Here is a 25,098-nt window from a genome sequence, read left to right as displayed (position 1 = left end):
CGATGAAGATCATGACGGTGCTGGGTACGAGACCTGAGATCATACGGCTCAGCCTGATCATCTCCAAGCTGGACCAGTACGCGTCCAAACATATTCTGGTGCATACGGGACAGAACTTCACGGAAAGTCTCAGCGGTCTCTTTTTCAAGGAAATGGGCCTGCGCGCACCGGATTACGTTCTTCAGGATGAAGCGGCCACTCTGGGACGACAGCTATCCTCGATGTTTACGCAGATGGAAGATCTGATATTGCAGGAGAAGCCCGATAAATTGCTGCTGCTCGGCGATACCAATAGCGCATTATGTGCAATATTGGCTGAGCGCATGGGTGTTCCTGTTATTCATATGGAAGCAGGCAATCGTTGCTTCGACCTGGATGTGCCTGAAGAGAAAAATCGTAAGGTTATTGATGCCATCTCCACCGTTAATATGCCTTACACGGAACAGAGCAAGAAACATTTGGTCAGTGAAGGGGTACCAAGCAGGCGTATCGTGCTAACGGGCAATCCCATCTATGAAGTAATGCAGCACTACGACGCGCAAGTAAGTTCCAGCAAAATACTCAAAAAGCTCAAGCTGAAGTCCGGGCAATACTTCCTGGTTACTGCCCATCGAGCCGAGAATGTGGATCATGCCCCTCATTTGCTGGAGATTATGAAAGGGCTGAACCAGGTCGCAGAGGAACACGGGTTGCGTGTGATCTGCAGTATTCATCCGCGTACAGCGATCCGGATTGCGGAGCATCTGCATCTGGAGATGAATCCGCTGGTGGAGTTTCACGAGCCGTTTGGATTCTTCGACTTTGTAATGCTTGAACGTCATGCACGCTGTGCACTTACGGATAGCGGTACCGTGCAGGAGGAGTGTTGCATTATGGGCGTGCCGACCGTAACGATGCGTCGAACTACCGAGCGGCCGGAAACGGTCGATTGCGGCAGCAATGTCGTCTCCGGTCTGGATGCCGCGCGCATCGCTGATTGCGTGAAAGTCATGACAAAGATGTCTAGCGACTGGGATTGCCCGCAAGGTTACAAAGCCACAGATGTATCCAGTAAAGTGGTTAAATTTCTGCTTGGAGGGAAAATGCATGTTTGAAAATAAGCGTATACTCGTGACTGGCGGTACGGGATCATGGGGTTATGAACTTGTGGCTCAACTACTGCCCCAGCAGCCCAAAGAAATTATTGTATATTCCCGGAACGAGTCTAGCCAAGTAGCTATGAGTCGTGAATTTGAAGACCCGCGTCTTCATTTCCGGATTGGAGATATTCGTGACAAGGACGCCTTGACGGCGGCTTGCCAGCATGTGGACTATGTATTTCATCTGGCTGCGCTCAAGCATGTTCCGGTGTGTGAAGACCAACCGTACGAAGCACTCAAAACCAACGTGATTGGTACACAGAACGTAATTGAGGCTGCTATTGAGAACAAGGTGGAAAAAGTAATCTATATCTCGACTGACAAAGCGGCCAATCCGTCCAACTTCTATGGCATGACAAAAGCGATCGGCGAGAAATTAATTGTATATGCAAACTTGTTACACAGCGATACCAAGTTTGTTACGGTACGGGGCGGGAATGTACTAGGAACAAACGGAAGTGTGGTACATCTGTTCAAGAATCAGATCCGCCAGAAAGGGCAGGTCTCCATCACGGATATGAGTATGACTCGATTCTTTCTTACGCTGAAGGACGCAATTACCTTGCTGTTCAAAGCTTCGGTGGAAAGTGTAGGCGGAGAGATCTTTGTCATGACGATGCCTACCTGCAAAATCGTTGATCTTGCGGAAGTGCTGATTGAGGATTCCGGTGTGGAGAATGTGAGTATTGTGGAACGTGGCATTCGTCCAGGGGAGAAAATCCATGAAATATTGATGAGTGAATTCGAGAGCATGACCACCGTTGTCTACGATGAGCAGTACCTGGTTATTCTTCCTACCCTGGGTATACCGGGCCTGCGTGAACATTATACCAATTGCCCCCCGGTCTCCTTTAACAGTTTCAGTTCTGAGCATCAACTCATGACCAAAGAGGAGATTCGTGAAATTCTGAAACGCGGAGGATTCTTGTCATGAAACTGCTGATACTTGGTGGAAACGGAATGGCCGGCCATATTTTGGTCGACTATTTCCGCCGTCAAGGTGTACACAGCGTCTTCTACACATCTCGGGATGTAACGGACCCCAATGGTCTGCTCCTGGATGTGAACGACAGCTTCATGGTTGATCGATTGGTAGAAGCTGTGCACCCGGATGTGATTATTAATGCTGTAGGTGTGTTGAACAACTTCGCAGATGAGGACAAAATAACTGCATATCATATTAACGGTTTCCTGCCACATCGTCTGCGGCGGGTTGCAGATACGATTGGTGCACGCCTGATTCATATCAGCACGGACTGTGTGTTCAGCGGGGACAGGGGAGTATACCGGGAAGATGATGTTACAGATGGGACTTCAGCTTACGCCATCACCAAAGCACTTGGCGAAGTTCAGGATGAAGGTCATCTGACGATCCGTACGTCCATCATTGGACCCGAGATTCGCCAGGGCGGCATTGGTCTGATGCAATGGTTTATGTCCAGCACAGGTGAAGTCGGGGGGTATACCCGCGTATTCTGGAACGGTGTGACCACACTTGAGCTGGCCAAATGGGTAGACCATTACCTGGCCTCATCGGTTAGTGGTCTGATCCACTTAGCTCATCCGGCACCTGTCAGCAAGCATGACCTGCTTGTATTGTTCAAGCAGACCTGGGATAAGCAGGACGTGACGATTGTGCGTGATGACAGTGTAGTGCAGGACCGTACGCTGGTGTCCACTCGCGAGGATGTGAAGACAGACCTGCCGGATTATTCTACAATGCTGAAGGAGTTGGCATTATGGATGGAGCAGAGCTGAGAGGCAAAAAAGTGCTGATTACAGGCGCCTCCGGTTTTACCGGGCGACATGCCGTATCTTATTTTCGGGAAGCGGGTGCAGTGGTTGCAGCGGTAGTCCGGAGGCCGGATGTGTATTCATTCGGTAAAGGTGCACAAGTCCATGTCTGTGATCTGAACGATAAACAGCAAGTACGTCATCTGATCGGCGAGGTGCAGCCCGACTATGTGCTGCATCTCGCTGGCAAAAATTCAGTGCCTGATTCGTGGTCTGATCCGCTACTGGTCCTGGAGACCAATGTGATGGCCGTGCTGTATCTGCTGGATGCGCTTCGCAGTTGTCCGACAGCACGAACCGTTATTGTAGGATCGAGGTTAAAATATACGCCGGAACCTGGCCGAATTCCCCAGCCACCGCATCCATACAGCCTCAGTAAAGCGCTGGAAGAGATGGTGTCCTTGTCGTGGATGTCGCTCTTCGGACAACAGATCATGCTGGCGGAGCCAGGCAATCTGATTGGTGCGGGTCCTTCCACAGGCATCTGTTCACTGCTTGCACGCCATGTTGTTGCCTGTGAGCAGGCGGGCAAAACCGAGGCATTCCGTCTGTCCGGACGGGACAATACCCGTGACTTTCTGGATGTGCGGGATGCCATCAGAGCGTATGCGACCCTCCTGGTACACGGGTCCAGCGGTACAGTATACCCGGTGGTGTCTGGAGTCGAGCGCAGTCTTGGTGAAATTGCAGATCTGCTGTTGTCCATGACAGAAGCGGAAGTTCCTGTTCGCTGGGATGGGGCATCTTCTGGTCCGGATGGTTCGGGGAAACAGGAGGAATTATCACTGCTGCGCAAGCTTGGCTGGCAGCCGATGATTCCATTTGCCACATCACTTCAGGATATCCTGAGTGATGTTCGTGTCCAGCAAGGGAGGACGACAAGTTGAATCCGAGAGTATCCATTGTCATTCCATTCTACAACTGCCCTTATGTGCCTCAGGCGATTCAAAGTGCGCTGAACCAGACGTATCCTGATGTGGAGATCGTTGTTGTGAATGACGGTTCAACCCGGCATGCAGAGTTGCTTCAACCCTATCTTCCTTATATTAATGTGCTTGGCAAAAGCAATGGCGGGACGGCTTCGGCACTTAATCATGGCATCCGCCATGCCTCTGGTGATTATGTAGCCTGGCTCAGTTCGGATGATTATCTGTACCCGGATAAAATTCGTTATCAGCTGGAGTTTATGCAGCGTGAGAATGTGCTCGTCTCACATACCAACTTTCATTATATCAACGAGCATTCGGCAGTTACCAAAATGCATGGTGGGCCTGAACCGATGTCGGATATGGATTTACTACGACGGTTTGTTAACGGCAATCCAGTGAATGGCTGCACGGTCATGATTCGCAAGGATCTCTTTAGCGGAGTGGGGCTGTTCGATGAACTTCTTCCCTACACCCATGATCTGGATCTCTGGATGCGTATTGTACTGAACGGTCATCGGTTCCCATACCTGAATGAACCGCTTACTGCCTATCGGTGGCATGGTGGAATGGGATCGGTACGTCATGCGGATGTCATCGGCAGAGAGGCATCCATGGTATGGTCCAGATATCGGGAACCGCTGTTGCAACGAATAGCGACGCTTGGCGGGTAGCGTAGGGAGGGCAGTTAAGAAAGCCAAAAGATGGCTGATTAACGCCCTCTTTGCGCAGCATTTTACCTAAGATAGTAAGAGGAGGGGAAGGCCCGAATGGAGCCAAAAGTATCGATCGTCATTCCTTTTTACAATTGTGCTTATATCGAGCAGGCTGTTCACAGTGCCATTCACCAGACGTATCCGCATATCGAGGTCATCGTGGTGGATGATGGGTCAACCGAGCACGTGGAGCGGCTACAGCCATTCATGGATTCCATCCGCTATATTCGCAAAGAAAACGGTGGAACCGCGACAGCATTAAATGAGGGCATCAAACATGCAACAGGGGATTACTTTGTCTGGCTCAGCTCAGATGATGTGATGCTGCTGGACCGGGTGGAGAAACAACTGACGTTTATGCGCGAGGTCAAGGCTTCATTCTGCCATGGTGCCTACCATTATGTGAATGAGAAGAGTGAATGGTTGGATACGGTGCATCCGGAAGTGGGAAGTCGTCTGGAGATGTTGCAGGTACTGCTGGAAGGTTGTCCAATCAACGGCTGTACTGTCATGTTAGAGATGGAAGCATTTGAGCGGTTTGGACTGTTCGACACTGATTTTCGCTACACCCATGACTATGAGATGTGGATGAGGCTGTTTCCAATGTATGAGCTGTTCTACTACAATGAACCTCTGATGTGTTACCGATTGCATGAGTCAATGGGAACCAAACGTCACTTCAAGGCACTGGTTGCCGAGATGGAAAAAGTTCAAGAGAAGCATCGGCCTATTCTGTTTAACTTACTTCAGGTTGGCGGGTACTGGAAGTAGATGGATTTGGCAACGATGGCTGAATGGAATAGGTGTTAAATGGACAGGAGAGCACCCTTATGAAACACTTTTTAAGTGTTATAAGTGGAAGCTCTTTTTTTGCTTTATGGACAGATACGTGGACACAAAGGGTGATCGATTGCTGAAGTCTCTGTATAATGAAATGATTCATACACGGAAGGGACTGGACTATGCGCAGATATCAATATCTTAAACCCAACTATTAATAAACTAATGGAGGTAAGAGTATTGATTACAGAGTTATACACAGAACGGTTATATTTGCGAAAAATGAACGTATCGGATGCGGCCAGCTTGTTTAAAATTTGGTCTGATCCGGATGTAACTAGATTTATGAATATCACTCATTTTACGGATGAAAATCAAGCTATAGCCATGATTAATCTTCTGAATGATCTTGCTCAGGAAAACAAGGCCATTCGGTTCTCTATCCTTGTGCAAGAGTCCAACGAAATCATAGGTTCATGTGGTTATAATGCACTGGATTTTGACAATCTCAAAGCAGAAATTGGGTATGACATTGCCAGATCACACTGGGGGAAAGGATATGCTACGGAAGCGATCTCTTCTTTGTTAGTTCATGCATTCTCGACCATGAAGCTGAATCGAATGGAAGCAAAGGTTGACCCCGATAATGTGAATTCTATCAAGCTATTACAAAAGCTCAATTTCACATACGAAGGCACCCTCAGAGCATACGAGAGGGCAGGCGAAACGTTCAGTGATCTGAATATGTATTCCAAGTTGGCGACAGATTAGAGAGATCTGGAATAGCGTGTTCTCGGTCCGTTAGAAAACATTTGAAACGAGAAGGGGGTGTCCTCAGTCATTCATATGACAGATGGGACACCCCTTGTTTGATATTTCGGCATGTTATATAAAGACGGCATATCATTGGACAACTCAATCTTTTGAATTCATGATCACCATGGATGCAGGATCGGGAAATACATATCCTTTAGGCAGCTTCTTCATCAATTCATTCATTACAGCGTAATCCACGTTGATGTGAGGTGTGGAAACTGGAGTCGAAAACCAGCGATTGTATAGATCACTTGGTACAAGTAACGTCATATTGTATGTCCTCCTCTGTAGATGGCTTCTTGGTAGACTTGAAATGTACGCAATCCCATCACTTCCAGTGAACGATGTTGTTCAGCCCAGGCTTTCGCCGCCGCACCCACTGTTCTCCGGGTAACATCATCCTCAAGTAGTGCATCCAACAGTTCACGGAGCGAGTCGACATCCTGCGGAGGAACAACCCATCCTGTGCGTCCAGGGTCAACCATCTCAGGCATGCCGGCTGTACCACTGACGATAACAGGTACACCCGCCAGTTGCGCTTCAGTAACGGAGAACGGCTGGGTGTCCTGCAGACTGGGCTGGACATAGATATCTGCATGGCGCAGGAAGGAAGGAATATTGTCCAGCTTGCCCCAGAACACAACATCGGCTCCAATCCCCGTTGACGCGGCCTGTGAACGCAATTCATCGGTTAGATTGCCTTCTCCTGCGATCCAGCAGACCCAATCGGAACGTTTATTTTTCAGACTGGCTAAGGCCTTGATTAACACATGAACGCCCTTGATGTATTCAAGTCGTCCGGTAAAGGCAATGACTTTCTTGCCCGCAGGTGGTCGCTGGCGGAACTTCACAGCTGCTGAGGCACGGTAGGCTGGGAGATCTACAGCATAGGGAATCTGTCTGAACTTTGATTCAGGAACGGCAAGCTCTGTAAGCGTACTCTTGATCCAGTGGCTTGACACGAGAATGAGCTCGGACTGTGCTGCACTTCGCTCTTCCAATGAGAGAAAATAACGTCCACGCTTGGATTGCAAATATGAAGGGAGAGTAAGCTGTGGGTTGGAATTTTGAGCATCGTAAAAGGCTTCGCGTGCAAGAGCGCCATGATAGCTTGTAACCAGTGGGATATTGCGGTTCAGAATGCGTTTTATGGCTACGGCAGCTACCGGATCTTGCGCATGAATAACGTCATAGTGGTCCACTCCCAGATAAGCGGCTGCCATCTCGAAGGCATATCTATTCAGTTCATAATAAGCGAGAAGAGGATCGGCAGTGAATTGTGGCAGATCAGTCGGATTGAGTTTGGCTTGCAACATGGGCCACACCTTATCCTTGGAGAAAGCTCGGTTCAGATTACGAACATATACTTCGTTATTGGCACCATTTGTGCCCATGATATCAACCTCTACACCAAGTGCGATTAACCTGTCGGCCAGTTGTTTAACATATGTCCATATGCCTCCCATATGTGTAAGCTCCCAATACGTAACGAGCAGAACTTTCATAGCTACCTCCTTGTCACGGCCTGCACCGGCCGAGCTTCTATCCTTTTATTCTATGAAAAAAGAGGACCGGAAGGTCGGGCATTTCCGTGTAATTGGTCGAAAATGGGTGAATGCAAATGGCAATGGACGAGAGGAAGCATATCCTATGTACAGGAAGGTTCGTGTGCTCCGAAGGAGGGATCTACAGTGGCGGTATATTTACTTGAGATTCATGAGAATCTGTTACAGACATTTGTTCCCGTCAAGTACATGGATGTGGAGTTGGCCTATGTGGGCGGCGAGGAAGGGACGGATGTATTTGTTGGTGGAGCCAGTATTCACGGAGAACTGTATCGACACCTTTTTCACCTAACGTCAAATTCGGGGGGAGCGGGCGGTAATCAGGTCATTCATAATCTGGATGTGTCATCCGAGCCTTATGAACTGAGGATCATCAGCAACAGTTCTTCACCGAAGCATCTGGTTATTCGAATATATTGCAGAAGTATTCACGGTCAGACATTGGGCATACTGTCAGAATATCAGATGATGAAGCTTGCAGATTGATATGGACATCATTGCATAATCATGATTAACCAACGTGTGGAGCAGGGAAGGTGCCTGTTCCATTTTTTTGTGGTGTATCCATAGTAGAATTGTCTGAAAAAATAGCTTGACAGCAAAGGTATTTTCATTAGAATTAGATCAGTATTAAACGAAAGTTTAAAACGACGATTTAAAACGATAGTTTGAAATTAGTCGTCAATATAGGCTGAGTGAGACGCATAGATAAGCCTGCGATCTACTGGCTGGAAAAGAGTGTGGAGAACGTGAAAGAACAAACAGCAGTACCCCAGGAGCCGGCAGAGTTTTCGCTTAAAGCCATTATACTGCCACTCCTGGCAATTATCGTCGGAATGATTATGGTTATTCTGGACAGCACGGTGGTGAACGTGGCCATTCCAAATCTGGTTCAATATTTCGAAACGGATCTTAAAACGATCCAATGGACGGTTACGGGTTACACCTTGGCTTTGTCTGCAGTTATTCCACTGGCAGGCTGGTTAACGGACCGTTTTGGTGCCAAAAGAGTATTCCTGTTCACCATTGCCATGTTTACCTTGGGTTCAGTGTTATGCTCGATCGCTCAATCACCTGAGCAATTAATCATTTACCGTATCATTCAAGGCCTTGGTGGAGGCATGGTTGCTCCTATTGGTATGGCGATGGTCTTTCGTCTGGCTCCGCCTGAGCGAAGAGGTTCCATCATGGGGATGCTGGGAATTCCCATGCTGCTTGCCCCCGCATTGGGTCCGGTGTTGTCCGGGTGGTTTATTGAATCACTGAGCTGGCACTGGATCTTCCTGATTAACTTGCCTATTGGTATTGCAGCTTTCATTCTATGTATCAAGTTTCTGCCTGATACAGATCGTGGACGCACACCTGCACTGGATCTGCTCGGCATGATTCTGGCGCCAATTGCGTTCTCGATGCTGGCTTACGGTGTGAGTGAGGGTGGAACGAGCTGGACGTCTGCAACAACTTTGACGGGTGTCATTGTGGGTGGTGTAGCGCTCATTTTGTTCATTATTGTGGAGCTTCGTCATCAAAATCCATTGCTCGAACTCCGGGTATTCAAATCATCTGATTTCTCACGGGGAATTATTCTCGCATGGGTGTCACAAGTGGCGCTGTTCGGTGCGATGATCCTGATCCCGCTTTATTTGCAGCAGATTAAAGGTTACACTGCACTGGAAACAGGATTGATTCTACTGCCACAGGCATTGGCTTCCGGAGTGGGTATGCCGCTTGGTGGTCGATTGTTTGATAAAATCGGTGCTAGACCTCTGGCCTTCGTGGGTCTGGGTATTATCTCAGGAGCATTGTTTATTCTGTCCTCCATTACGGCAGAGACAGGTCTTGGCCTGATTATAACGGCTCTGGTCATGATGGGTCTGGGTATGGGCTTGTCCATGATGCCACTCAATACGCATGTATTAAATGCTGCTCCGCGTAAGTTGGTTGGACGGGTGACACCGCTCACGGCTGCTGCACAGCAAGTAGTCGTGTCCTTTGCGGTTGCAGGGCTTACAGGCTTCCTGACTTCAAGAATCGCAGACAATACAACGAGTACAGAGCCGACCGCTATCGTGCATGGTTTGGTGGCTGGTTTCAATGATACGTTCTTCCTGGCCGCGTGTATTGCATTGTTCGGATGTTTGCTCAGTCTGATTCTGCGGAAACCAAAACCGATGCCGGAAGAAGAACTTCAAAATGGCGACAAGCCTGATCCCGCGATGATGATGGGACACTAAGACTCTATAAAAACCATACTAAGGCAGTTCAGAGAAATTTTGCTGAACTGCCTTTTTAGCTATGCTCAATGGAAAATTCGCAGTGCTGTCATCATTTCACGGAAAGAAATGGCATATCGATCTGGTGAAAAAGACAAGCTCATGTGCTGTCTGCCCTGAATGCGAATATACTCACGCAGTTTCTTGTTATTCATAAGGTCCCTTGCTTCGGCTACAGCTGCCTCTACATTTCCAATTGGATAAAACTTACCAGTCTTATTATGTGTGATAAATGAACGCACACCATCCGAATCCGTGCTGAGCACCGGGCAGCCACAAGAGATGGCTTCAGCGACGGCATAACCGAATCCTTCAAGCAGGGAAGTGGATAACATGATGCCCCCTGAAGCGGCAATCATAGAATAATATGCAGGCATCTGAGAATGAGGAACATTGATAAAGATGCCAATCCGATCCTCAAGCCCGTATTCTGCCAGCATGTGCCGGAACATGACTTCATCTTCTGGATTAGCCAAAGTTGGATCGTGGAACAACCATAGTCTGGCTTCCGGATTTTTTTTGACGATTTCACTCGATATGATTAGATATTCACGCCAGTTTTTGTTGTGTTCAAGTCGTCCTACCCAAGCCAGCACCGGATAGGGTGGGGTATCCACCAAGATTGGTGCGAAGGTGTCTGTATCCAGCATATTGGGAATAACAAACCGATGAAGCCAGGGACAGATATGAATGAACATATCCAGCAGGTGGTCTGTGGGAGGTATAACGGCAGCATCACAATGAGCTTGGAGGTATGGGACACCCATCTGTATCGTTTCCAGAGCTTGATCGCGTGCTCCGAGTCCCTGCGCTTCAAAAATAATTCGTCCGGTATAACCAAGTCCTCTCAAACGGCCGGGCATAGCGATGTCTGAAGTGGCAATGATGGCATCATAATGATGAGTATGGATGATATGATGGATATCCTCGTCACTGGACGCGGTGAAAATAGGTGTATCACTGTTGTTCTGCAATCCCGAGCCTGTGCTGAGATACAATAGGTGCGCTTCAATGCCATGGCGTTTCAGAACAGCGGTGCGCAGTCGATTTAACGTATCCACGCCACCGCTCGGAACATAAAACGTGAATAATACTTTCACACGATTCACCCTCTGACTTTTGGTCAGGAGCACATTCTCCTGTACTCTATGTTACGTTGGCTTTAAGCGCAGGGTGTGGGTGTTGGTCAGAATGTTCACATTTTGGACATATATTTTTAAGCTGTCTTTTAAGTGTCATTAAGCTGAGGCTAGGATAGCTCCCGTAAGATACAAGGAACTTCCCGTGCCCATCATCTATTACATAAGTTCAACGTAACATTTACACGATAACGGAGAGGGCAGAAATAACTTGAAGAAGCGAAGCGGTCACCTTTATCAGCGGATTTTTCCTTCTGAATGAAGGAATCAAAAAAATCTGGGGATAACAGTGATCGGAAGGTTATTCTGCCATCGGAGTGCAAGTGTAAATATTTTCAGTTGAATTTATATAACGAACGATGCTGCACGGGTATTTTAACGGGAAAGGATGAATGATGTGCTCGAAGTGAAACAGGTCAGCAAAGTCTACGAAGGGCAACGCGGCGTACATCAACTGGATTTCACCATGGAACGTGGTGAGATTGTTGGCTTTCTCGGGCCCAATGGTGCCGGAAAAACAACAACGATGCGTATGATTACGGGTTATGTGCATCCAACCGCGGGTTCCATTATGGTGGATGGGGTATCGGTGCATGAGCAGGGTCAGCGTGTTCGTTCCAAGATTGGGTATCTGCCTGAAACGCCGCCACTCTATCCGGATATGACCGTGCAGTCCTATCTTAAATTCGTAGCCAATTTGCGAGATGTCCCGGCACGTGAGCTTAAGCTACGGGTCAGTGAGATGGTTAGCAGACTTGGACTTCAGGGTCGGGAAAGGCAAATGGTACGTGGGTTATCCAAAGGATACAAACAACGCCTCGGGCTAGCAGGAGCCATTATTCACAAGCCGGATCTGCTGGTTCTGGATGAGCCAACATCGGGCCTTGATCCAAATCAGATTATTGAGATCAGAGATCTGATTCGAGAATTGGGCGAGAACCATACGGTGCTGCTCAGTACGCATATTTTGCCTGAAGTGAGCACGCTCTGTAATCGAATGTTGATCATCAATCAGGGACAGCTCGTGTTGGATGGTTCACCTCAGCATTTCGGATCAGCAATGGGGGATCAGTTCAAGGTATCGATTGAAGTGAAGGCCACTGCGGAGCAATTACATAATGTGCTGACACCATGGGAGAAGGTGCGGAGTGAAGTCATTCAAGCATCGGATGCGAATACCGCCAAAGATACTTCACTTAATTCAGATTCGGCGAATACGGTTAAAATGTTGCTTACTGGAGAAAACTCGGAAGATTTCCGGGAGGAGCTATTCTACCTTTTGTCAGGTGCAGGATTACCGATACTGGAGATGAAGAAGGAGAACCTGAGTCTGGAGCAAATCTTCCTGAAGCTGACCACAACCGAGGCAACAGACACAGACGCAAATTCGGCAGATGTGGATAAGGTTGCTGGGGCAGAGATGGATCAGGACGTAACTTCGGACATCGACTCGTCGAGTATATCGGGAACATCAGTTAGTACATCAGCCGATACTTCGCCCCAAGCTCACAAAGGGGAGGACTCCAAATGAGACGAATGATGGCGGTATGTAATAAAGAGCTGCAAGCTTATTTTCTGTCACCAACGTCCTATTTTGCTTTTGCCGTGTATGTACTGATGACTAGTTTGCTGTTTTATTCAAGCTTTGTATATTACCAGCCGAGTATTGTCGATTATCGTCTCGTGTTGGGCGATACGTTGTCCATGCTGCTGTTTGTCGTGCCATTGTTAACGATGCGACTGGTTGCAGAGGAATTTAGACAGGGAACGGATGAATTGTTGCTGACTTCTCCGGCACGTGTAACAGAAATTATTTTTGGCAAATATCTTGCTTCTCTGGCCATTCTGGTCGTGCTCATCCTGTGCAGTCTGGTGTACCCATTCATTATGTCGTTCTACGGGACATTGGATATGACGACGGTATGGATGTCTGCGCTGGGGTTATTTTTCCTGGGCGGAAGCATGATGGCGATTGGACTGTTCGCTTCTACATTATCCCAGCATCAGATGGTGTCTGCGGTGGCGGGTTTTATTATTTTGCTCGTTTTGTGGATGCTTGATTCATTCGCAGGAAATACAGGTTCTGCTTTGCAACAGTGGCTGGACCCGTTTGCTCTGACCAACCGGTTCGACAGCTTCATGAAAGGTGTGCTTAGTGGGCCGGATATCTTGTATTATGTCACCCTTTCGGGTGTGTTTCTGCTGTTAAGCATTCAAATTGTGGAACGGAAGCGGTGGAGGTGAGAAGATGAAAAAATGGTTAAGTCATACCAACAGTACCGTGCTGTCCGTAGCGGTGATTGGCATCTTTATTTTGCTAACACTGTTCCTGAATTCACTTGGCGGCTTCCAGCTGGATCTGACCTCGAACAAACAATACACATTGTCTGACCAGTCTCTTACTGCGATCAAAAATGTGAAGGATGACGTCAACATTCTGGTGTTAACGGTCGAAAATGCCAACAACACCGTCCTGAACCGTGAGGTCACGGATATGGTCGAGGAATACACGAAACGTAACAGCAAGTTGAAAATAAAACAATATAATCTGACGCAGGAACCTGCGCTTGCATCCAAATACGGCATAACAGGCAGCTCCATTGTGCTGGAGCAGGGAGATCAACACAAAGTGATTGATATCGCCAGTCTGTTCACCGCGACAGGTGACGGAAGTGACGGATCATATCAGTTCACAGGTGAGGAAAAACTTACGCAGGCGCTCATGAATATGTCATCCACGGAGATGCACAAAATGGTCTTTTTGACTGGGCATGAAGAGCTGAGTCTCGCTCAGATGACTACGCTGCAATCCTCCTTGGAACAAAATAATGTGCAGACGGAAGAGTTGCAGCTGAATCAAGCCGGAAAGGTTCCGGAAGATGCAGATGTGCTCGCCATTATTGGCCCACAACGTGATCTCAGTGATACCGAAATGAAAGCCATTCGCACGTATCTGAGTAATGGAGGCAAGCTGTTATTATCCCTCGGATTTGTAGAAGATATGAAATCCAGTTGGAAAAACATCGATGCTCTGATGGCTGACTATGGCGTCGTTGATGAGCATGCGGTCATGGTGGATAATCAGCAAGCCAGTACGATGGGGCCACTCTGGGTGGTGCCGGAGTATGGTACACATGCAATTACGGACAAACTTGCTGCAAGCCAATTGTATCCGATGTTGTCGTTGTCGATTGCGCTGACCAGCAAAGAACAGGATAAATATACCCTTTCACCGTTAATTCATTCTTCGAATGACAGTTATGGGGAGACAAATATCGGCGGTTTATTGCAGAATGAAACAACCAATGATGCCGAAGAGGATATTCAGGGACCCGTTGAATTAGGATATGCAGCCGATACGACGGAGGGTAAACCGAAGGCAGTTATTCTGGGTTCGTCCATTTTCATGCAGGATTCGGAAATTGCGAATGGTGGCAATCGGGACTTTATTTTGAATACAGTAAACTATTTGAGTGAGAAAGAAAATGGATTGACGATTCGTCCAAGGGTACAAGCTGGGTATGAGATGGCATACCTGAATGGCGAACAAGCCAGAACGATTTTCTTCGTGGCTATTGTAGCATTCCCACTCATCTTTGTTATCATTGGTGTACTCTTATGGTGGAGGCGCAGACGAGTATGAGAAAATGGGTTCCAACAATTCTGGTGGTCATCGTACTAATTGTGGGCTGGGTGTACGCGGCCAGTCAAAATTATTTTCGGGAAGAAGAAGCGATGCAAGCCAAGTTGCTTGGTATTCAATCCGGGGATATCCAATCCATCACGATACATGACACAACGGAGGAGACATCCGGTACAGCAGCAACTTCGACCCTGACGCTTGATAATGGCGTATGGCAGATGGTTGAGCCAAAAGCCTATCCTCTGAACGGTTACAGTGTAAGCAGCTGGCTGGATGCTCTGAGTGGTGCAAATCAGGAACTGGTGGTGGAAGAAGCGCCGACGGATCTGGATAAGTACGGATTAGGAACAGATGCTACACGTATGGATATCAAACTCAAAGGTAATCGGGAGATCAAACTGGCTATTGGCGGCCAGCTTCCAGCAGATGATGCACGTTATGTGCGTGTTGATTCGGGCCCTGTGGTTGCCGTGCAGACAGAGGCGATTACCAGCATAGCTTTGTCTCGTCGTGACTTATTAGACACTACACCTTTTAACATGGATGAGACTAATGTTGAGTCTCTGGAGTGGGAAGGTGAAGCAGCTACCTGGATGTTAACATCGACATCGGAGAACGATGCGGCAGAACAGACCTGGACACTGAATGGAAAAACGATTGAAGCCACAGATGCCATATCTCTTATCGGCAAAATCAAAAACTTGTCGACAGCAGATGATGTGCGCAAAGCGTCCGAGCTGAAGAATTCGGTTCCCCGATTCACCCTGTCTGTTGAACAGACGGTCAATGGGCAACAAGTTCGAGATGTATATCGGGGAATTACGGTGCCATCCGAACCTGATCAGATCTGGGTCATTACACCGGATGGTCAATGGGCATATGGCATGGATGCGACAAGTCTAACGGAAGCCGAGAAATTCCCGGATACAATTAAAGCATCCACAACTTCTTCAGAAGAGTCATCGAATTCTCCAAAGGACGAAACGACTTCCTCATCAACAGACGGGAAATGAGCGGGGCGGAGGATAAGTGATATTGTTGTGTTGAAATGCAGATATTATTTCGAGGCAGTGCTGCGAACAAGCAGCACTGTTTTTTTTTTTATTGGTGAAGCCCTTGAAGCCCTCACTGTCCAGAGATCAAAACCCAAAGATCAATAAATAAAGACCAAAACCAGAATACCTGAATCTACAGGGTAAGGTACCATATCCTTTCAGCATATCGGCACGTACAGAAGCGCATCCTATCTTTGTGACCAAAACCAACAAACATTGGAGGATGAGTACATGCCAGCAGTCAAAAAGGCAACAGCTATTACGTTATCATTATCTACTGCAATCTTTGTAATGGCCGGTTTGACAGGTTGTGGCACGAATCGGGATACCAACAATATGCATACGCAAAGTGTTCGTCAGCAAGCCAACGGCATTAACCGTTATGGTGTGGAAACAAATGGAATGGATGGCATCCGTGCGAAAAGTTATCGCATGCATAATGTCACTGACCTGAAATCCAGTGAAGAGCTGGCAAAACGCATCACGGAGATGAAGGAAGTAAAATCCGCCCGTGTCATGTTAACGGATCGTAATGCTTATGTGGCTGTTCGTTTGGCAGATGGTCATGCAGGCAAGTTGGAAAGCAAGTCCAATGGTCGTACGAGCATGCTGAATGGAACGATGCGTAATCATGCCAGTGATACCATGCGTGGAGGCAACATGAATCACGATATGGGTGGTATGCGTGTGAATGGTGGTACGGGCACAATGTCTCCGTACAGCACTAGTGGAATTGCTCCAGGACTGAACACAAATTCGGCAACGGATCGCAGCCATATGGGGAATGACCGCAGCATCTATGGAACCATGGGCACAGGCGCCGTTGGTATGATGCGTGGTCTGACAAACAGCGGCAAAGCACGTGGGACGGACGATGGGCATTATGGTATGAAAAGTGAAGGACAACGTGTAGATAGCACGGACGATAACACATCAGCTGAGATTAAGGGTAAGATTTCAGCCAAAATCAAACAGTTTGCACCGAACATCGAGAATGTATATGTATCAGCCAATCCGGATTTTGTGGAGCATGTCGAGAACTATGCCACAGATATTCGTAACGGTAAGCCCGTTAGTGGCATGATCGATACGTTCCAATCGATGGTGGAGCGCATTTTCCCAACAAACGGAACAGATACGAATAACCGTGATGGCATCCTTGACGATGGCCTGATGAACCGTAATCACAACGGTGGTGTCATGAATCGAATGAATCGGTAGTTTTTTGACATGAACAAGTGTGCCTTTGCGCAGATGGTAACATCTGCTGCAGGGGCATGTTTGTCTTACATAATCTCAAATATATAGACAACTGCTCACGTTCTCTTTGGACAATGAATCACATGTTTACTGCCCATTTTTCTTATAAAACTGAACCAACGCCCTTGACCTGACATAAGATGAGTTGACTGTATCCCCTTAACCTTGTTACACCAACACAACCCGAGCAAGGAGGGGTGAACATTGAAGGGTATCGATCATAAAAGCAAATTTTTGTTGACCCACCGTGAACGCGAAGTATTCGAATTACTGGTTCAAGACAAAACAACGCGTGACATCGCAGGGCAGTTATTCATCAGCGAGAAAACGGTGCGTAACCATATTTCGAATGTGATGCAGAAACTCAATGTTAAGGGTCGTTCGCAGGCAGTTGTCGAGCTGATTAAGCTTGGAGAACTGAAGATTTAGTTGCGAATTACAGTTAGGATTAAGTAGCAGCATGAAAGCCTTTCTCTATTCTTTGTCATGAAGAATGGGGCAAGGCTTTTTTGCTGCTGATTTATAGTTTATTACATCAGATGATCCGCTGTTCCGGGATTGAGTCACCCAACCATGGTGTACAAAAATAAGCCACACAACGACAACCATCAAAGGTTATCATTACATGGCTTATGTTGAAAATTGGACATTCATTAATTCAAAGTCATTTTTGCATGAGGCTCCTGAGAAAAATTCCTCTACAACCTCAACATCGCTTCTGCTCGTATGAAATACATATAACTCGCGTGTCGGATGGAGCTTGTGCAGTTCTTTATAACCGCTCCAGGCTTCTTGAGGATTATCATAGTTTTGAATAACCGCTATATCCTCTAGTTGACGGACACGGTTGCTGGAACTTGCCTTGATTGCTTCCACAAGCACAAAACGATCTGGGTGTAATTCAGTAATCTCTCCCCATTTAATCGGCGTCACCTCGCTTGGATAGTCGTATTTTTATTATAGCATAGTTGTTTAAGGGTGTAGGAAGTAAGCACGTTATTTGTAATTATGTGGTACCTTGTAGTTATTGAGAGACCTATATAGCAACAGGGCGGGGATATGAATATCTCGTTAAAGTTTTTGGGCCCAATTAATTTATGGTTTGAACAGACAATTGAATCTTAAACTGTATTAGCATGAAAGGATGAGCTGAGTGGACCGTTTTTTAAATGAATTTGAAAACCAATTTCGAGCGGGGTTTCTACCCGATCTGGAACAAACGCTGTCTAAAGTGCAGGATGAGAAAGTATATGCTTGTGCCTTTGGAACAGACAGTGATTGGGTTACCCTGTTTTTGGCGGTAAATACAGAGGAATCCCTGGCTGGGCATATTTCGAGTATGAATGAGCAAGGGCTGTGTGATAGCGAGCAGGACGAGATCTATTACAGATGGGGCTGCTCCGAATATCAATATGGCGAGGAGACGCACTTTAACCATATCAGTCGATTGTTGTATGCAACAGAGGATGTCCAGAAGTATAAAGATGAGATCATTCGAATCATTGCCAAAGTTGTGAATGAGACAGCAGATGAAGTTTTTGCCCGATATGGTCAAACCAAAGCAGACATTACGTTCTTCGTTTCTCTCACAGATGACGATTTGGCGGAGGAGATTGAGAATCAATCGGTCCATCAAATGACTGTACCCGGCTTAGCCAGCAAATTCTTAAAACGATATGATGACATGAATTAGACCGAGTTAACTTGAGTTGAGCGTTTAGTTGAATGGAAATTGCATTAAAACGAATTGAATCTTAGTACCGCGAAAGTCTTTCCTATTCTTTAACTAAACTAAAGAAGGAAGAGGCTTTTTTGTTTTAGCGTGAAAAAATGAAACAACCGCTCCATAATAGTTTATCACTTATAGATTCCTATTCATTTGAATGAACATCCTCCATCTTTTCTTCGAAAATGGCTGATAAAATAGCTGCTCCAGCTGCTCAAACTGGGCTTCGTTTAGATGAAGATGGAGTGCTCTTTTCGCAATTTTGGCGGCAGGCTGGGAAGAAGATTTTCGGCCTCCGGCTTTTCGTTTGATCGGAATATGAAATTGCAGCATGTCTTCAAGTTGATTCCAGCCTTCCCAACTCAGCCGACCTCCGCGTTTCCAGTCAATAGCATAGAGGGTATAATAGGCGCGTCCATCTGTTTGTTTGGTGGCAATAATCCAGGTGGAAGGAATGAACTTTCTCCGTTGTCTTCGATTCATTGAATTGCTCCTTCTTTTGATATTGCAAAAGCCATGGGAAATTCCTCTTGATTTGCAGGATCGTCTTGATTAGAATAAACTTATAAAAATGATTTTCTTAATTTATTAAAAATAAATAAAAATAATTTTCATAAAGTGAGGTCCTCATGGCAGCCATATTACGTGCGTTGCAGCAAGAACTGAATAACCTTCCGTCTCAGGAGCGACGTATTGCCGAAGTCATTATGCACTCTCCATCGGACATTCCAGGTTGGACGATTAGTCATCTGGCAGAGCAGAGTGGCACAAGTGCGGCGACGGTAACCCGCTTTTGCAAGTCGTTTCATTTTAAAGGCTTCCCCGATTTCAAAATGAAACTTGCCGCAGAATTGTCCCACGCATCTGATGAAACGGCGTATCAGGATATTGTAGCGGGCAATTCCCTATCCAAAATTGTTGAAGCTATCGAAGCCAACCACCTCGCGTCTATTGCAGATACCACCCGTTTGCTGGATTTGGGCAGATTGGAGCAGGCAGTGCAATTATTGTGTCAGGCTCGCCGCATCGATCTGTACGGTGTAGCTACCTCATCGATTGTTACACAGGATTTCTATCAGAAACTGGTGAGGATTGGCAAGAGCTGTACGGCTTTTTCCGACTCACATATGCAGATTACATCCGCATCTTCGCTCGCCGAGGGAGATGTGGCGATGGCGGTATCCTATTCAGGCGAAACACCAGAGACCATCGATGCCTTGCATTGTGCCAAACAGGCCGGAGCTTCTACGATTTCACTGACTTCCTACGGAAGTAACACACTCGCAACGGTATCGGATATCCCATTGTTCACCTCTTCTCTGGAAGAAGGCATGAGGCGTGGAGATATGGCTTCACGTATTGCACTGCTGCATGTGGTCGATATTTTGTTCACAGGCATGGTAAGTGCCGACTTCGACCGTTTTATCCCCAGACTGGAACAATCCTATCACAATGTGCAATCTTATCGAGTCCAACACAACGGAGGTGCCTGACAGATGAAGATGAATATACGCATTTTTGAAAATGAAGAAGATTTGAACGCCACGGGTGCTGGCCTCATTGCCAGCTTGTTGCAAACCAAACCACGGGCTGTATTGGGGCTTGCGACAGGAAGTTCTCCTGTAGGCATATATAAACAGCTTATCACGTTGTACCAGAAGGGGTTTGTCAGCTTCTCACAGGCTTCTTCTTTTAATCTCGATGAGTATGTCGGACTTCCAACAGAACATCGCGAAAGTTACCGCAGTTTCATGAACGAACAATTATTCAATCATATCGATATAGATATTGCTAGATCGCAAGTGCCTGATGGTCAGGCTGCAGATCTGGAACAGGAATGTAATTCCTATGAACAACGGCTGGACGATCGTGGACCGGTAGACCTTCAACTGCTGGGCATCGGACATAATGGTCATATTGGCTTCAATGAACCGGGAACGGAGCTGACTGGACGAACACATGTCGTGGATTTGAAAGAAGAGACGAGGAAGGCAAACGCACGCTTCTTTGACAGCATTGATGAAGTTCCGGCTCAGGCGATTACAATGGGTGTCGGTACCATTTTGAAAGCCAAACAGATTCTGCTCATTGCCCGTGGCGAGGAAAAAGCCGAGATTATTCGCGAAGCTTTTATGGGTCCAATCACAACGGCCTGTCCTGCATCGCTTTTGCAATGCCATCCAAATGTGGTGGTACTGCTGGACCGTGCAGCAGGGAGGCTGGTGAGATGACCGAGGTGAATAGCCGTGAACCTAGGAGCCAGCGTGATGAAAATATTTCTCTTCTTCGAGGCAGGCTGCTCCTTGCAGATGAAATACTGGAAGACGGTGTAATAGCCTGGAGGGATGGGGACATCCTTTATGCCGGGATACCAGAAGGTCTTCCTGAACGGATTCGGAGCGAGGCTTTGCCGCTGTCAGTACCGGAATGTGGTCTCATTGTGCCTGGATTCATTGATATCCATGTGCATGGTGGTAACGGAGAAGACTTTATGGAAGCAAGCCCGGAGGTGTTGGACAAGATCACTTCTTTCCATAGTACGCAGGGGACAACAGCGATGCTTGCGACTTCCATGACGGCTCCAAAAGAGCGACTGGATAACGTACTTGCTGAAGTGGACCGCTACCGTTCGAGTGAAATGCCATATGCACAGCTTGAGGGCGTGCACCTGGAAGGTCCGTTTTTTAGTCCGAAATGGCCTGGCGCGCAAAATCCGGAACACATCATTCTGCCTGATGTATCTTGGCTCGAAGCATGGGAGAAACAATATCCTGGCCTGATCCGTCAAGTTACGTTGGCACCGGAATGTGAAGGCGCGCTGGAAGTGATTTCATGGCTACGAAAACAACGGATTACAGCCGCACTTGGTCACACGGATGCGACCTATGAAGAGGTGGAGCGGGCAGTGGATGCCGGACTGCATCATGCAGTACATACGTTCAATGCCATGACACCGCTGCATCACCGGCTGCCGGGTGCTGCAGGAGCCGTGCTGAGTGATTCACGCATCAGTGCTGAGGTAATTGCTGACGGTATTCATGTTCACCCTGCGGCGATATCAATCCTCGCTCAGCTGAAGCAACATGATGATCAACTCGTGTTGATTACAGATGCCATGTCTGCTACGGGATTGGATGATGGGGAGTACAAAATCGGCGACCTGCCCGTAATTGTGAAGCATGGTGAGGCCAGACTGAAGGACGGCGGCGCACTGGCGGGAAGCACACTGACAATGATTCGCGGTTTCCGTTACCTGATACAGGAAGTGGGCTTGAGTCTGAACGCTGCATCACGTGCAGCAAGTCTGACCCCGGCACGCCTGCTGGGTATTGATCACCGGACAGGTTCCCTGGCTCAAGGCAAGCAGGCAGATATCGTTTTGCTGAATGCGGAGCTGGATATTGAGGGTGTGTGGGTGAAGGGCAGACGGATCGGCGAGTCATATTAGATTTAGAAAATTAGTATTGTGCTAATAACTCTCATTTGTGATGCATCAGTCTTCGGAGTTAAAACTTGGCTTTTATCTGTGTAGAGGCAACACCTTGCGCAATATGTTAAAATAGATCTCAAAAAGACGGGATCTGCGGATCACGCATAACGGAGGCGTGAAACATGGAACGTAACGCTATGCTCGAACATGATCCGTTCATCACAGTGTTGGCGGAGAAGTTGCACATACACGGATATTATGCCTTTTATGGCGAGCATTACAATGAGACCGATATGGAGCTGTACCGCAGGCATCTGTTCACATCATTCAGCAACATCGTATGGGTAGAGCTGGATGCACGCAAAAAGTATATGATTGTTGATCATCGTGGACGCAACACGGTCATGAAACTGATCGAAGGTATGCTGAACACACGTAGAACGCTGCGAGCAAATCAGGCAATGGCAGGTACGGACACCGCTGGAGTCCAGCAGGAGATCGCACATTTATCCAAGCTAGTGCACATGCTGAAGTTCACAACATTCCGCACATAAGCGAAGTGTGATATGTAGGCTGTAATAAGCGGCGTGAGTAGCGCTAACGAATCTGTGAAGCCTTATTCCAATGATTTGGCAGTCATAGAAAATGTAACGAATCTCAGACACGCTATTTAATGCAATTTAACGATATTTCGTTACTTAAACATGTCTACAGCGCAAATAAGATGTCTACGATTCGTTAGATTTTCAAACCTGTGAAATTTCAAGTAATAAGGTTTGTGAGGTTCTTTAGACGACAGTTGGCAATCTCGATGAAAGCTATGGGTTGGACTTAGATAGTACACGAGTAAACGAAAGAGAGAGTCCTGTCATAGCTGACGGAACTCTCTCTATTTTCTTTATACAACGACTAATCAGTTCAGCAACAACCATATTCACTCATTAACTCGTTCAACGGGGATGCAAGCTTCTGAAGCTAACTCATGTAGTAACTCATATCTTACTAACTTGGCACTATCCGTAGAATTAAGATAACAAAGCTTCCTAAAGATCACAAAGTTACTCACCGAATTCTATAGATATCTCCAAAGATCTATCCCCATCCACAGATCCATCCAACATTCCTTCATTCATCTAATGTCTGAATCCTCATGAAAAGTGGTCATCTAAACGAAGTCACAAAACTGCTGAACAGCGTCCGGACATCATACTGATACTGGTTGATCGGCTCAATTGGACGATTTTCTCCAAGTAAAGTGTATACAGCGATTCGTGCTGCTCGGACCGAATATTCTTCTGTGAATACCACGTCATCGGGAATCTCGCAGAATTGGCTGATGAAGGCCAGGTTGGTGGAGCCTTCAGGTACAACCTTCGGTCTGTCGCTGTTTAGTCTAGGCATGAATTGCGCTGTAATGTATGGCATCATGCAAGGAATGCAGTTGGCGGTAGCCATGATGTCCTCTTGATGTTCCTGAAAATGAAGATGGCCGATCAACTCCTGCATAATCTCTTCCCCTGTACAGTCGCACATTCTTTTCTTCACGTAATCGCCCACGTTATCCGGGTATAATCCGTATCCCCAGAATACGTTGACATGCTCCGGCTGACCGCGGAAGTGCGGCTGGAAGGCGAGAACGACAGACATGAACCAGCTGGAATCCTTGAAAGTAACCAGAGCACCGGTACCTGCCCGGTTGCGTGTGAATTTCTCCATCAGATCAAAGAAGACCGAATCCTGGAAGGTGACCGTAAACGATTCCCATTTGGACTCATCCACATGATCATTAAATGAAGAAGGATTGCCCAGCAACGGTTTCTTGGCGGCAATGTTTTCCCACAGCTTCCATGAGCTGCCCTTGCCGTTCAGTTTCGGTGCGGAAGTCATGGAGCCGATATCGGCCCCTTCGGTCATCGAACCGTTTGTGACAATGACGAGATCACCTTCGAGGATGTCAATGACTTCCTCTTCACCTTCCCTGAGCACATGCATCCGACTTACCGTAATGCCGTCTCCGTCTTTGAAATCCAGATCGGTAACCGTACATTTCAGCGTGAAATCTACGCCAAACGGCTCCAGGTAGTTATGCAATGGCAGGATAATCGAGTCATATTGGTTGAACGGTGTGCGGGTGACACCTTCCAGCGTTTGAATTCTTGGGAATTCGTGAAAAAAGCGAAGCATGTATCTTTTGAATTCCACGGCGCTATGCCAAGGCTGGAAAGCGAAGGTGGTCGCCCACATATACCAGAAGTTTGTTTTGAAAAAATGAGGGCCAAACCAGTCGTTGATTCGCAATTTACCCAGCGTGTCTTCAGAAGTAATAATCAGTTTGCCCATCGCCAACCGGTCCGCCATATCAAAACCCATGGAGAGCACATCTTCGACCTTGCCGTCACGGTTGATGAGCCGCGCATTGGAATGTGTGGGATTGGCATCGTCAAATTCGGTGATTTCCTGTCGGACAGATATGCCCGGACGGTCGATGGAAGGGATGGAAGCCAGCAACTCCCACAGATTCTCATAGGCCTCGTCATTGAGCATCCGTCCGCCGCGGATGATATATCCTTGATCGGGATTACCAGCACCGTCATTGCTGCCGCCGAGAATCGGCATTTCTTCGATAATGTGAATATGTTCTCCGGGAAAGTCACAATCTCTAACCAGATAAGCTGCACCCGCCAAAGATGCAATGCCGCCGCCTACAAAATAGACCTGTTTATTACCATGTTCTTTCTTCACGATCATTCGCCTCCAAAAGTTACTGTAATCACATTCCTAATGTAAACCATGCAGGTTCCGTAAGGTATGATCAAAAGAAAGGGAGTGTCCAATT

26 protein-coding genes are annotated in these 25,098 nt (G+C 47.2%); 20 read left to right on the top strand and 6 right to left on the bottom strand.

Going from position 1 to position 25,098, the window contains the following annotated elements; translation table 11 throughout:
* Positions 1-2: 2 nt before the first annotated feature.
* The 7 genes from wecB to MHI48_RS24565 all read left to right on the top strand — a co-directional run bounded on the left by wecB (position 3) and on the right by MHI48_RS24565 (position 6,126).
* The gene (gene wecB, locus MHI48_RS24595) at positions 3-1,094 is read left to right on the top strand and encodes a non-hydrolyzing UDP-N-acetylglucosamine 2-epimerase (RefSeq protein ID WP_076329077.1); all 1,092 of its coding nucleotides are present in this window, start codon (positions 3-5) and stop codon (positions 1,092-1,094) included.
* Positions 1,087-2,073 carry a polysaccharide biosynthesis protein gene (locus tag MHI48_RS24590; protein WP_017692517.1) on the top strand — a complete coding sequence of 329 codons (987 nt, stop codon included), beginning with the start codon at positions 1,087-1,089 and terminating at the stop codon, positions 2,071-2,073. Before wecB ends, MHI48_RS24590 begins: the two co-directional genes overlap by 8 nt.
* Positions 2,070-2,897, top strand: a complete 828-nt coding sequence (locus MHI48_RS24585; protein ID WP_076329040.1) for an SDR family oxidoreductase — start codon at positions 2,070-2,072, stop codon at positions 2,895-2,897. The genes MHI48_RS24590 and MHI48_RS24585 overlap by 4 nt, the downstream gene beginning before the upstream one ends.
* Positions 2,879-3,820, top strand: coding sequence for an NAD-dependent epimerase/dehydratase family protein (locus MHI48_RS24580; protein WP_405142066.1), 942 nt, complete (start codon positions 2,879-2,881; stop codon positions 3,818-3,820). The genes MHI48_RS24585 and MHI48_RS24580 overlap by 19 nt, the downstream gene beginning before the upstream one ends.
* Complete coding sequence (locus tag MHI48_RS24575) at positions 3,817-4,533, top strand: glycosyltransferase (protein WP_074096304.1); 717 nt, start codon at positions 3,817-3,819, stop codon at positions 4,531-4,533. The genes MHI48_RS24580 and MHI48_RS24575 overlap by 4 nt, the downstream gene beginning before the upstream one ends.
* Before the next feature lie 96 nt (positions 4,534-4,629).
* A complete protein-coding gene (locus tag MHI48_RS24570; RefSeq protein ID WP_076329042.1) occupies positions 4,630-5,346 on the top strand; it encodes a glycosyltransferase in 717 nt (238 codons plus the stop codon).
* 249 nt (positions 5,347-5,595) lie between these two features.
* On the top strand, positions 5,596-6,126 hold the full coding sequence (locus MHI48_RS24565) for a GNAT family N-acetyltransferase (RefSeq protein ID WP_047841228.1): 531 nt from the start codon (positions 5,596-5,598) through the stop codon (positions 6,124-6,126).
* 144 nt (positions 6,127-6,270) lie between these two features.
* Here the strand turns inward: MHI48_RS24565 and MHI48_RS24560 are convergent, their stop codons facing one another.
* Positions 6,271-6,441, bottom strand: a complete 171-nt coding sequence (locus tag MHI48_RS24560; RefSeq protein ID WP_179086550.1) for a hypothetical protein — start codon at positions 6,439-6,441, stop codon at positions 6,271-6,273.
* On the bottom strand, positions 6,438-7,676 hold the full coding sequence (locus tag MHI48_RS24555; RefSeq protein WP_076319755.1) for a glycosyltransferase family 4 protein: 1,239 nt from the start codon (positions 7,674-7,676) through the stop codon (positions 6,438-6,440). The genes MHI48_RS24560 and MHI48_RS24555 overlap by 4 nt, the downstream gene beginning before the upstream one ends.
* A 186-nt stretch (positions 7,677-7,862) precedes the next feature.
* Between MHI48_RS24555 and MHI48_RS24550 the strand changes: the two genes are divergently transcribed.
* Both MHI48_RS24550 and MHI48_RS24545 read left to right on the top strand, forming a co-directional pair.
* Entirely contained in the window at positions 7,863-8,222 is a 360-nt protein-coding gene (locus tag MHI48_RS24550; RefSeq protein WP_076253288.1) for a hypothetical protein, read from the top strand.
* Between the two features lie 263 nt (positions 8,223-8,485).
* Positions 8,486-9,970 (top strand): DHA2 family efflux MFS transporter permease subunit, encoded by a 1,485-nt coding sequence (locus MHI48_RS24545; protein ID WP_036673588.1) that lies wholly within the window; start codon positions 8,486-8,488, stop codon positions 9,968-9,970.
* A 65-nt stretch (positions 9,971-10,035) separates the two neighbouring features.
* Here MHI48_RS24545 and MHI48_RS24540 read toward each other — a convergent pair whose 3' ends face one another.
* Positions 10,036-11,118, bottom strand: a complete 1,083-nt coding sequence (locus tag MHI48_RS24540; RefSeq protein ID WP_307720256.1) for a glycosyltransferase family 4 protein — start codon at positions 11,116-11,118, stop codon at positions 10,036-10,038.
* 427 nt (positions 11,119-11,545) lie between these two features.
* Between MHI48_RS24540 and MHI48_RS24535 the strand changes: the two genes are divergently transcribed.
* The 6 genes from MHI48_RS24535 (at position 11,546) to MHI48_RS24510 (ending at position 17,535) form a co-directional block, all read left to right on the top strand.
* Entirely contained in the window at positions 11,546-12,679 is a 1,134-nt protein-coding gene (locus MHI48_RS24535) for an ABC transporter ATP-binding protein (protein ID WP_076319753.1), read from the top strand.
* The gene (locus MHI48_RS24530; RefSeq protein ID WP_017692528.1) at positions 12,676-13,392 is read left to right on the top strand and encodes an ABC transporter permease subunit; all 717 of its coding nucleotides are present in this window, start codon (positions 12,676-12,678) and stop codon (positions 13,390-13,392) included. Before MHI48_RS24535 ends, MHI48_RS24530 begins: the two co-directional genes overlap by 4 nt.
* Positions 13,393-13,396: 4 nt before the next feature.
* Positions 13,397-14,791, top strand: a complete 1,395-nt coding sequence (locus MHI48_RS24525) for a GldG family protein (RefSeq protein ID WP_076329043.1) — start codon at positions 13,397-13,399, stop codon at positions 14,789-14,791.
* Positions 14,788-15,804, top strand: a complete 1,017-nt coding sequence (locus tag MHI48_RS24520; protein ID WP_076319751.1) for a DUF4340 domain-containing protein — start codon at positions 14,788-14,790, stop codon at positions 15,802-15,804. Before MHI48_RS24525 ends, MHI48_RS24520 begins: the two co-directional genes overlap by 4 nt.
* 273 nt (positions 15,805-16,077) lie before the next feature.
* Positions 16,078-17,067: a YhcN/YlaJ family sporulation lipoprotein gene (locus tag MHI48_RS24515; protein ID WP_051449926.1), complete on the top strand. Its 990-nt coding sequence runs from the start codon at positions 16,078-16,080 to the stop codon at positions 17,065-17,067.
* Positions 17,068-17,310: 243 nt separating this feature from the next.
* Complete coding sequence (locus MHI48_RS24510) at positions 17,311-17,535, top strand: helix-turn-helix transcriptional regulator (RefSeq protein ID WP_017692532.1); 225 nt, start codon at positions 17,311-17,313, stop codon at positions 17,533-17,535.
* A gap of 201 nt (positions 17,536-17,736) precedes the next feature.
* On the opposite strand, the gene MHI48_RS24505 is transcribed toward MHI48_RS24510, so the two are convergent.
* The gene (locus MHI48_RS24505) at positions 17,737-18,039 is read right to left on the bottom strand and encodes a hypothetical protein (protein WP_235193924.1); all 303 of its coding nucleotides are present in this window, start codon (positions 18,037-18,039) and stop codon (positions 17,737-17,739) included.
* 220 nt (positions 18,040-18,259) lie between these two features.
* Between MHI48_RS24505 and MHI48_RS24500 the strand changes: the two genes are divergently transcribed.
* The gene (locus MHI48_RS24500) at positions 18,260-18,799 is read left to right on the top strand and encodes a DUF4303 domain-containing protein (protein ID WP_036673481.1); all 540 of its coding nucleotides are present in this window, start codon (positions 18,260-18,262) and stop codon (positions 18,797-18,799) included.
* 168 nt (positions 18,800-18,967) lie between these two features.
* On the opposite strand, the gene MHI48_RS24495 is transcribed toward MHI48_RS24500, so the two are convergent.
* Positions 18,968-19,315, bottom strand: a complete 348-nt coding sequence (locus MHI48_RS24495; RefSeq protein WP_036673482.1) for a hypothetical protein — start codon at positions 19,313-19,315, stop codon at positions 18,968-18,970.
* Between the two features lie 146 nt (positions 19,316-19,461).
* Here MHI48_RS24495 and MHI48_RS24490 point away from each other — a divergent pair, with 146 nt between their 5' ends.
* The 4 genes from MHI48_RS24490 (at position 19,462) to MHI48_RS24475 (ending at position 22,816) form a co-directional block, all read left to right on the top strand.
* On the top strand, positions 19,462-20,325 hold the full coding sequence (locus MHI48_RS24490; protein WP_036673483.1) for a MurR/RpiR family transcriptional regulator: 864 nt from the start codon (positions 19,462-19,464) through the stop codon (positions 20,323-20,325).
* Positions 20,326-20,334: 9 nt separating this feature from the next.
* Positions 20,335-21,063, top strand: coding sequence for a glucosamine-6-phosphate deaminase (gene nagB, locus MHI48_RS24485; protein ID WP_036673591.1), 729 nt, complete (start codon positions 20,335-20,337; stop codon positions 21,061-21,063).
* Positions 21,060-22,280, top strand: a complete 1,221-nt coding sequence (gene nagA / locus MHI48_RS24480) for an N-acetylglucosamine-6-phosphate deacetylase (RefSeq protein ID WP_036673484.1) — start codon at positions 21,060-21,062, stop codon at positions 22,278-22,280. Before nagB ends, nagA begins: the two co-directional genes overlap by 4 nt.
* Positions 22,281-22,444: 164 nt before the next feature.
* Positions 22,445-22,816 (top strand): hypothetical protein, encoded by a 372-nt coding sequence (locus MHI48_RS24475; RefSeq protein WP_036673485.1) that lies wholly within the window; start codon positions 22,445-22,447, stop codon positions 22,814-22,816.
* Positions 22,817-23,423: 607 nt separating this feature from the next.
* On the opposite strand, the gene MHI48_RS24470 is transcribed toward MHI48_RS24475, so the two are convergent.
* Positions 23,424-25,010: an oleate hydratase gene (locus tag MHI48_RS24470; protein WP_076329044.1), complete on the bottom strand. Its 1,587-nt coding sequence runs from the start codon at positions 25,008-25,010 to the stop codon at positions 23,424-23,426.
* Positions 25,011-25,098 lie beyond the last annotated feature (88 nt).

This window comes from Paenibacillus sp. FSL H7-0942 (assembly GCF_045040715.1).
GTDB lineage: Bacteria > Bacillota > Bacilli > Paenibacillales > Paenibacillaceae > Paenibacillus > Paenibacillus amylolyticus.
This window is presented reverse-complemented; position numbering and strand designations above follow the sequence as displayed.

Coding starts and splice junctions, on each gene's coding strand:
- nagA (WP_036673484.1), top strand. CDS start 21,060: ATGACCGAGGTGAATAGCCGTGAACCTAGGAGCCAGCGTGATGAAAAT.
- MHI48_RS24570 (WP_076329042.1), top strand. CDS start 4,630: ATGGAGCCAAAAGTATCGATCGTCATTCCTTTTTACAATTGTGCTTAT.
- MHI48_RS24590 (WP_017692517.1), top strand. CDS start 1,087: ATGTTTGAAAATAAGCGTATACTCGTGACTGGCGGTACGGGATCATGG.
- MHI48_RS24580 (WP_405142066.1), top strand. CDS start 2,879: ATGGATGGAGCAGAGCTGAGAGGCAAAAAAGTGCTGATTACAGGCGCC.
- MHI48_RS24475 (WP_036673485.1), top strand. CDS start 22,445: ATGGAACGTAACGCTATGCTCGAACATGATCCGTTCATCACAGTGTTG.
- MHI48_RS24530 (WP_017692528.1), top strand. CDS start 12,676: ATGAGACGAATGATGGCGGTATGTAATAAAGAGCTGCAAGCTTATTTT.
- MHI48_RS24525 (WP_076329043.1), top strand. CDS start 13,397: ATGAAAAAATGGTTAAGTCATACCAACAGTACCGTGCTGTCCGTAGCG.
- MHI48_RS24470 (WP_076329044.1), bottom strand. CDS start 25,010: ATGATCGTGAAGAAAGAACATGGTAATAAACAGGTCTATTTTGTAGGC.
- nagB (WP_036673591.1), top strand. CDS start 20,335: ATGAATATACGCATTTTTGAAAATGAAGAAGATTTGAACGCCACGGGT.
- MHI48_RS24585 (WP_076329040.1), top strand. CDS start 2,070: ATGAAACTGCTGATACTTGGTGGAAACGGAATGGCCGGCCATATTTTG.
- MHI48_RS24490 (WP_036673483.1), top strand. CDS start 19,462: ATGGCAGCCATATTACGTGCGTTGCAGCAAGAACTGAATAACCTTCCG.
- MHI48_RS24560 (WP_179086550.1), bottom strand. CDS start 6,441: ATGACGTTACTTGTACCAAGTGATCTATACAATCGCTGGTTTTCGACT.
- wecB (WP_076329077.1), top strand. CDS start 3: ATGAAGATCATGACGGTGCTGGGTACGAGACCTGAGATCATACGGCTC.
- MHI48_RS24520 (WP_076319751.1), top strand. CDS start 14,788: ATGAGAAAATGGGTTCCAACAATTCTGGTGGTCATCGTACTAATTGTG.
- MHI48_RS24515 (WP_051449926.1), top strand. CDS start 16,078: ATGCCAGCAGTCAAAAAGGCAACAGCTATTACGTTATCATTATCTACT.
- MHI48_RS24495 (WP_036673482.1), bottom strand. CDS start 19,315: ATGAATCGAAGACAACGGAGAAAGTTCATTCCTTCCACCTGGATTATT.
- MHI48_RS24555 (WP_076319755.1), bottom strand. CDS start 7,676: ATGAAAGTTCTGCTCGTTACGTATTGGGAGCTTACACATATGGGAGGC.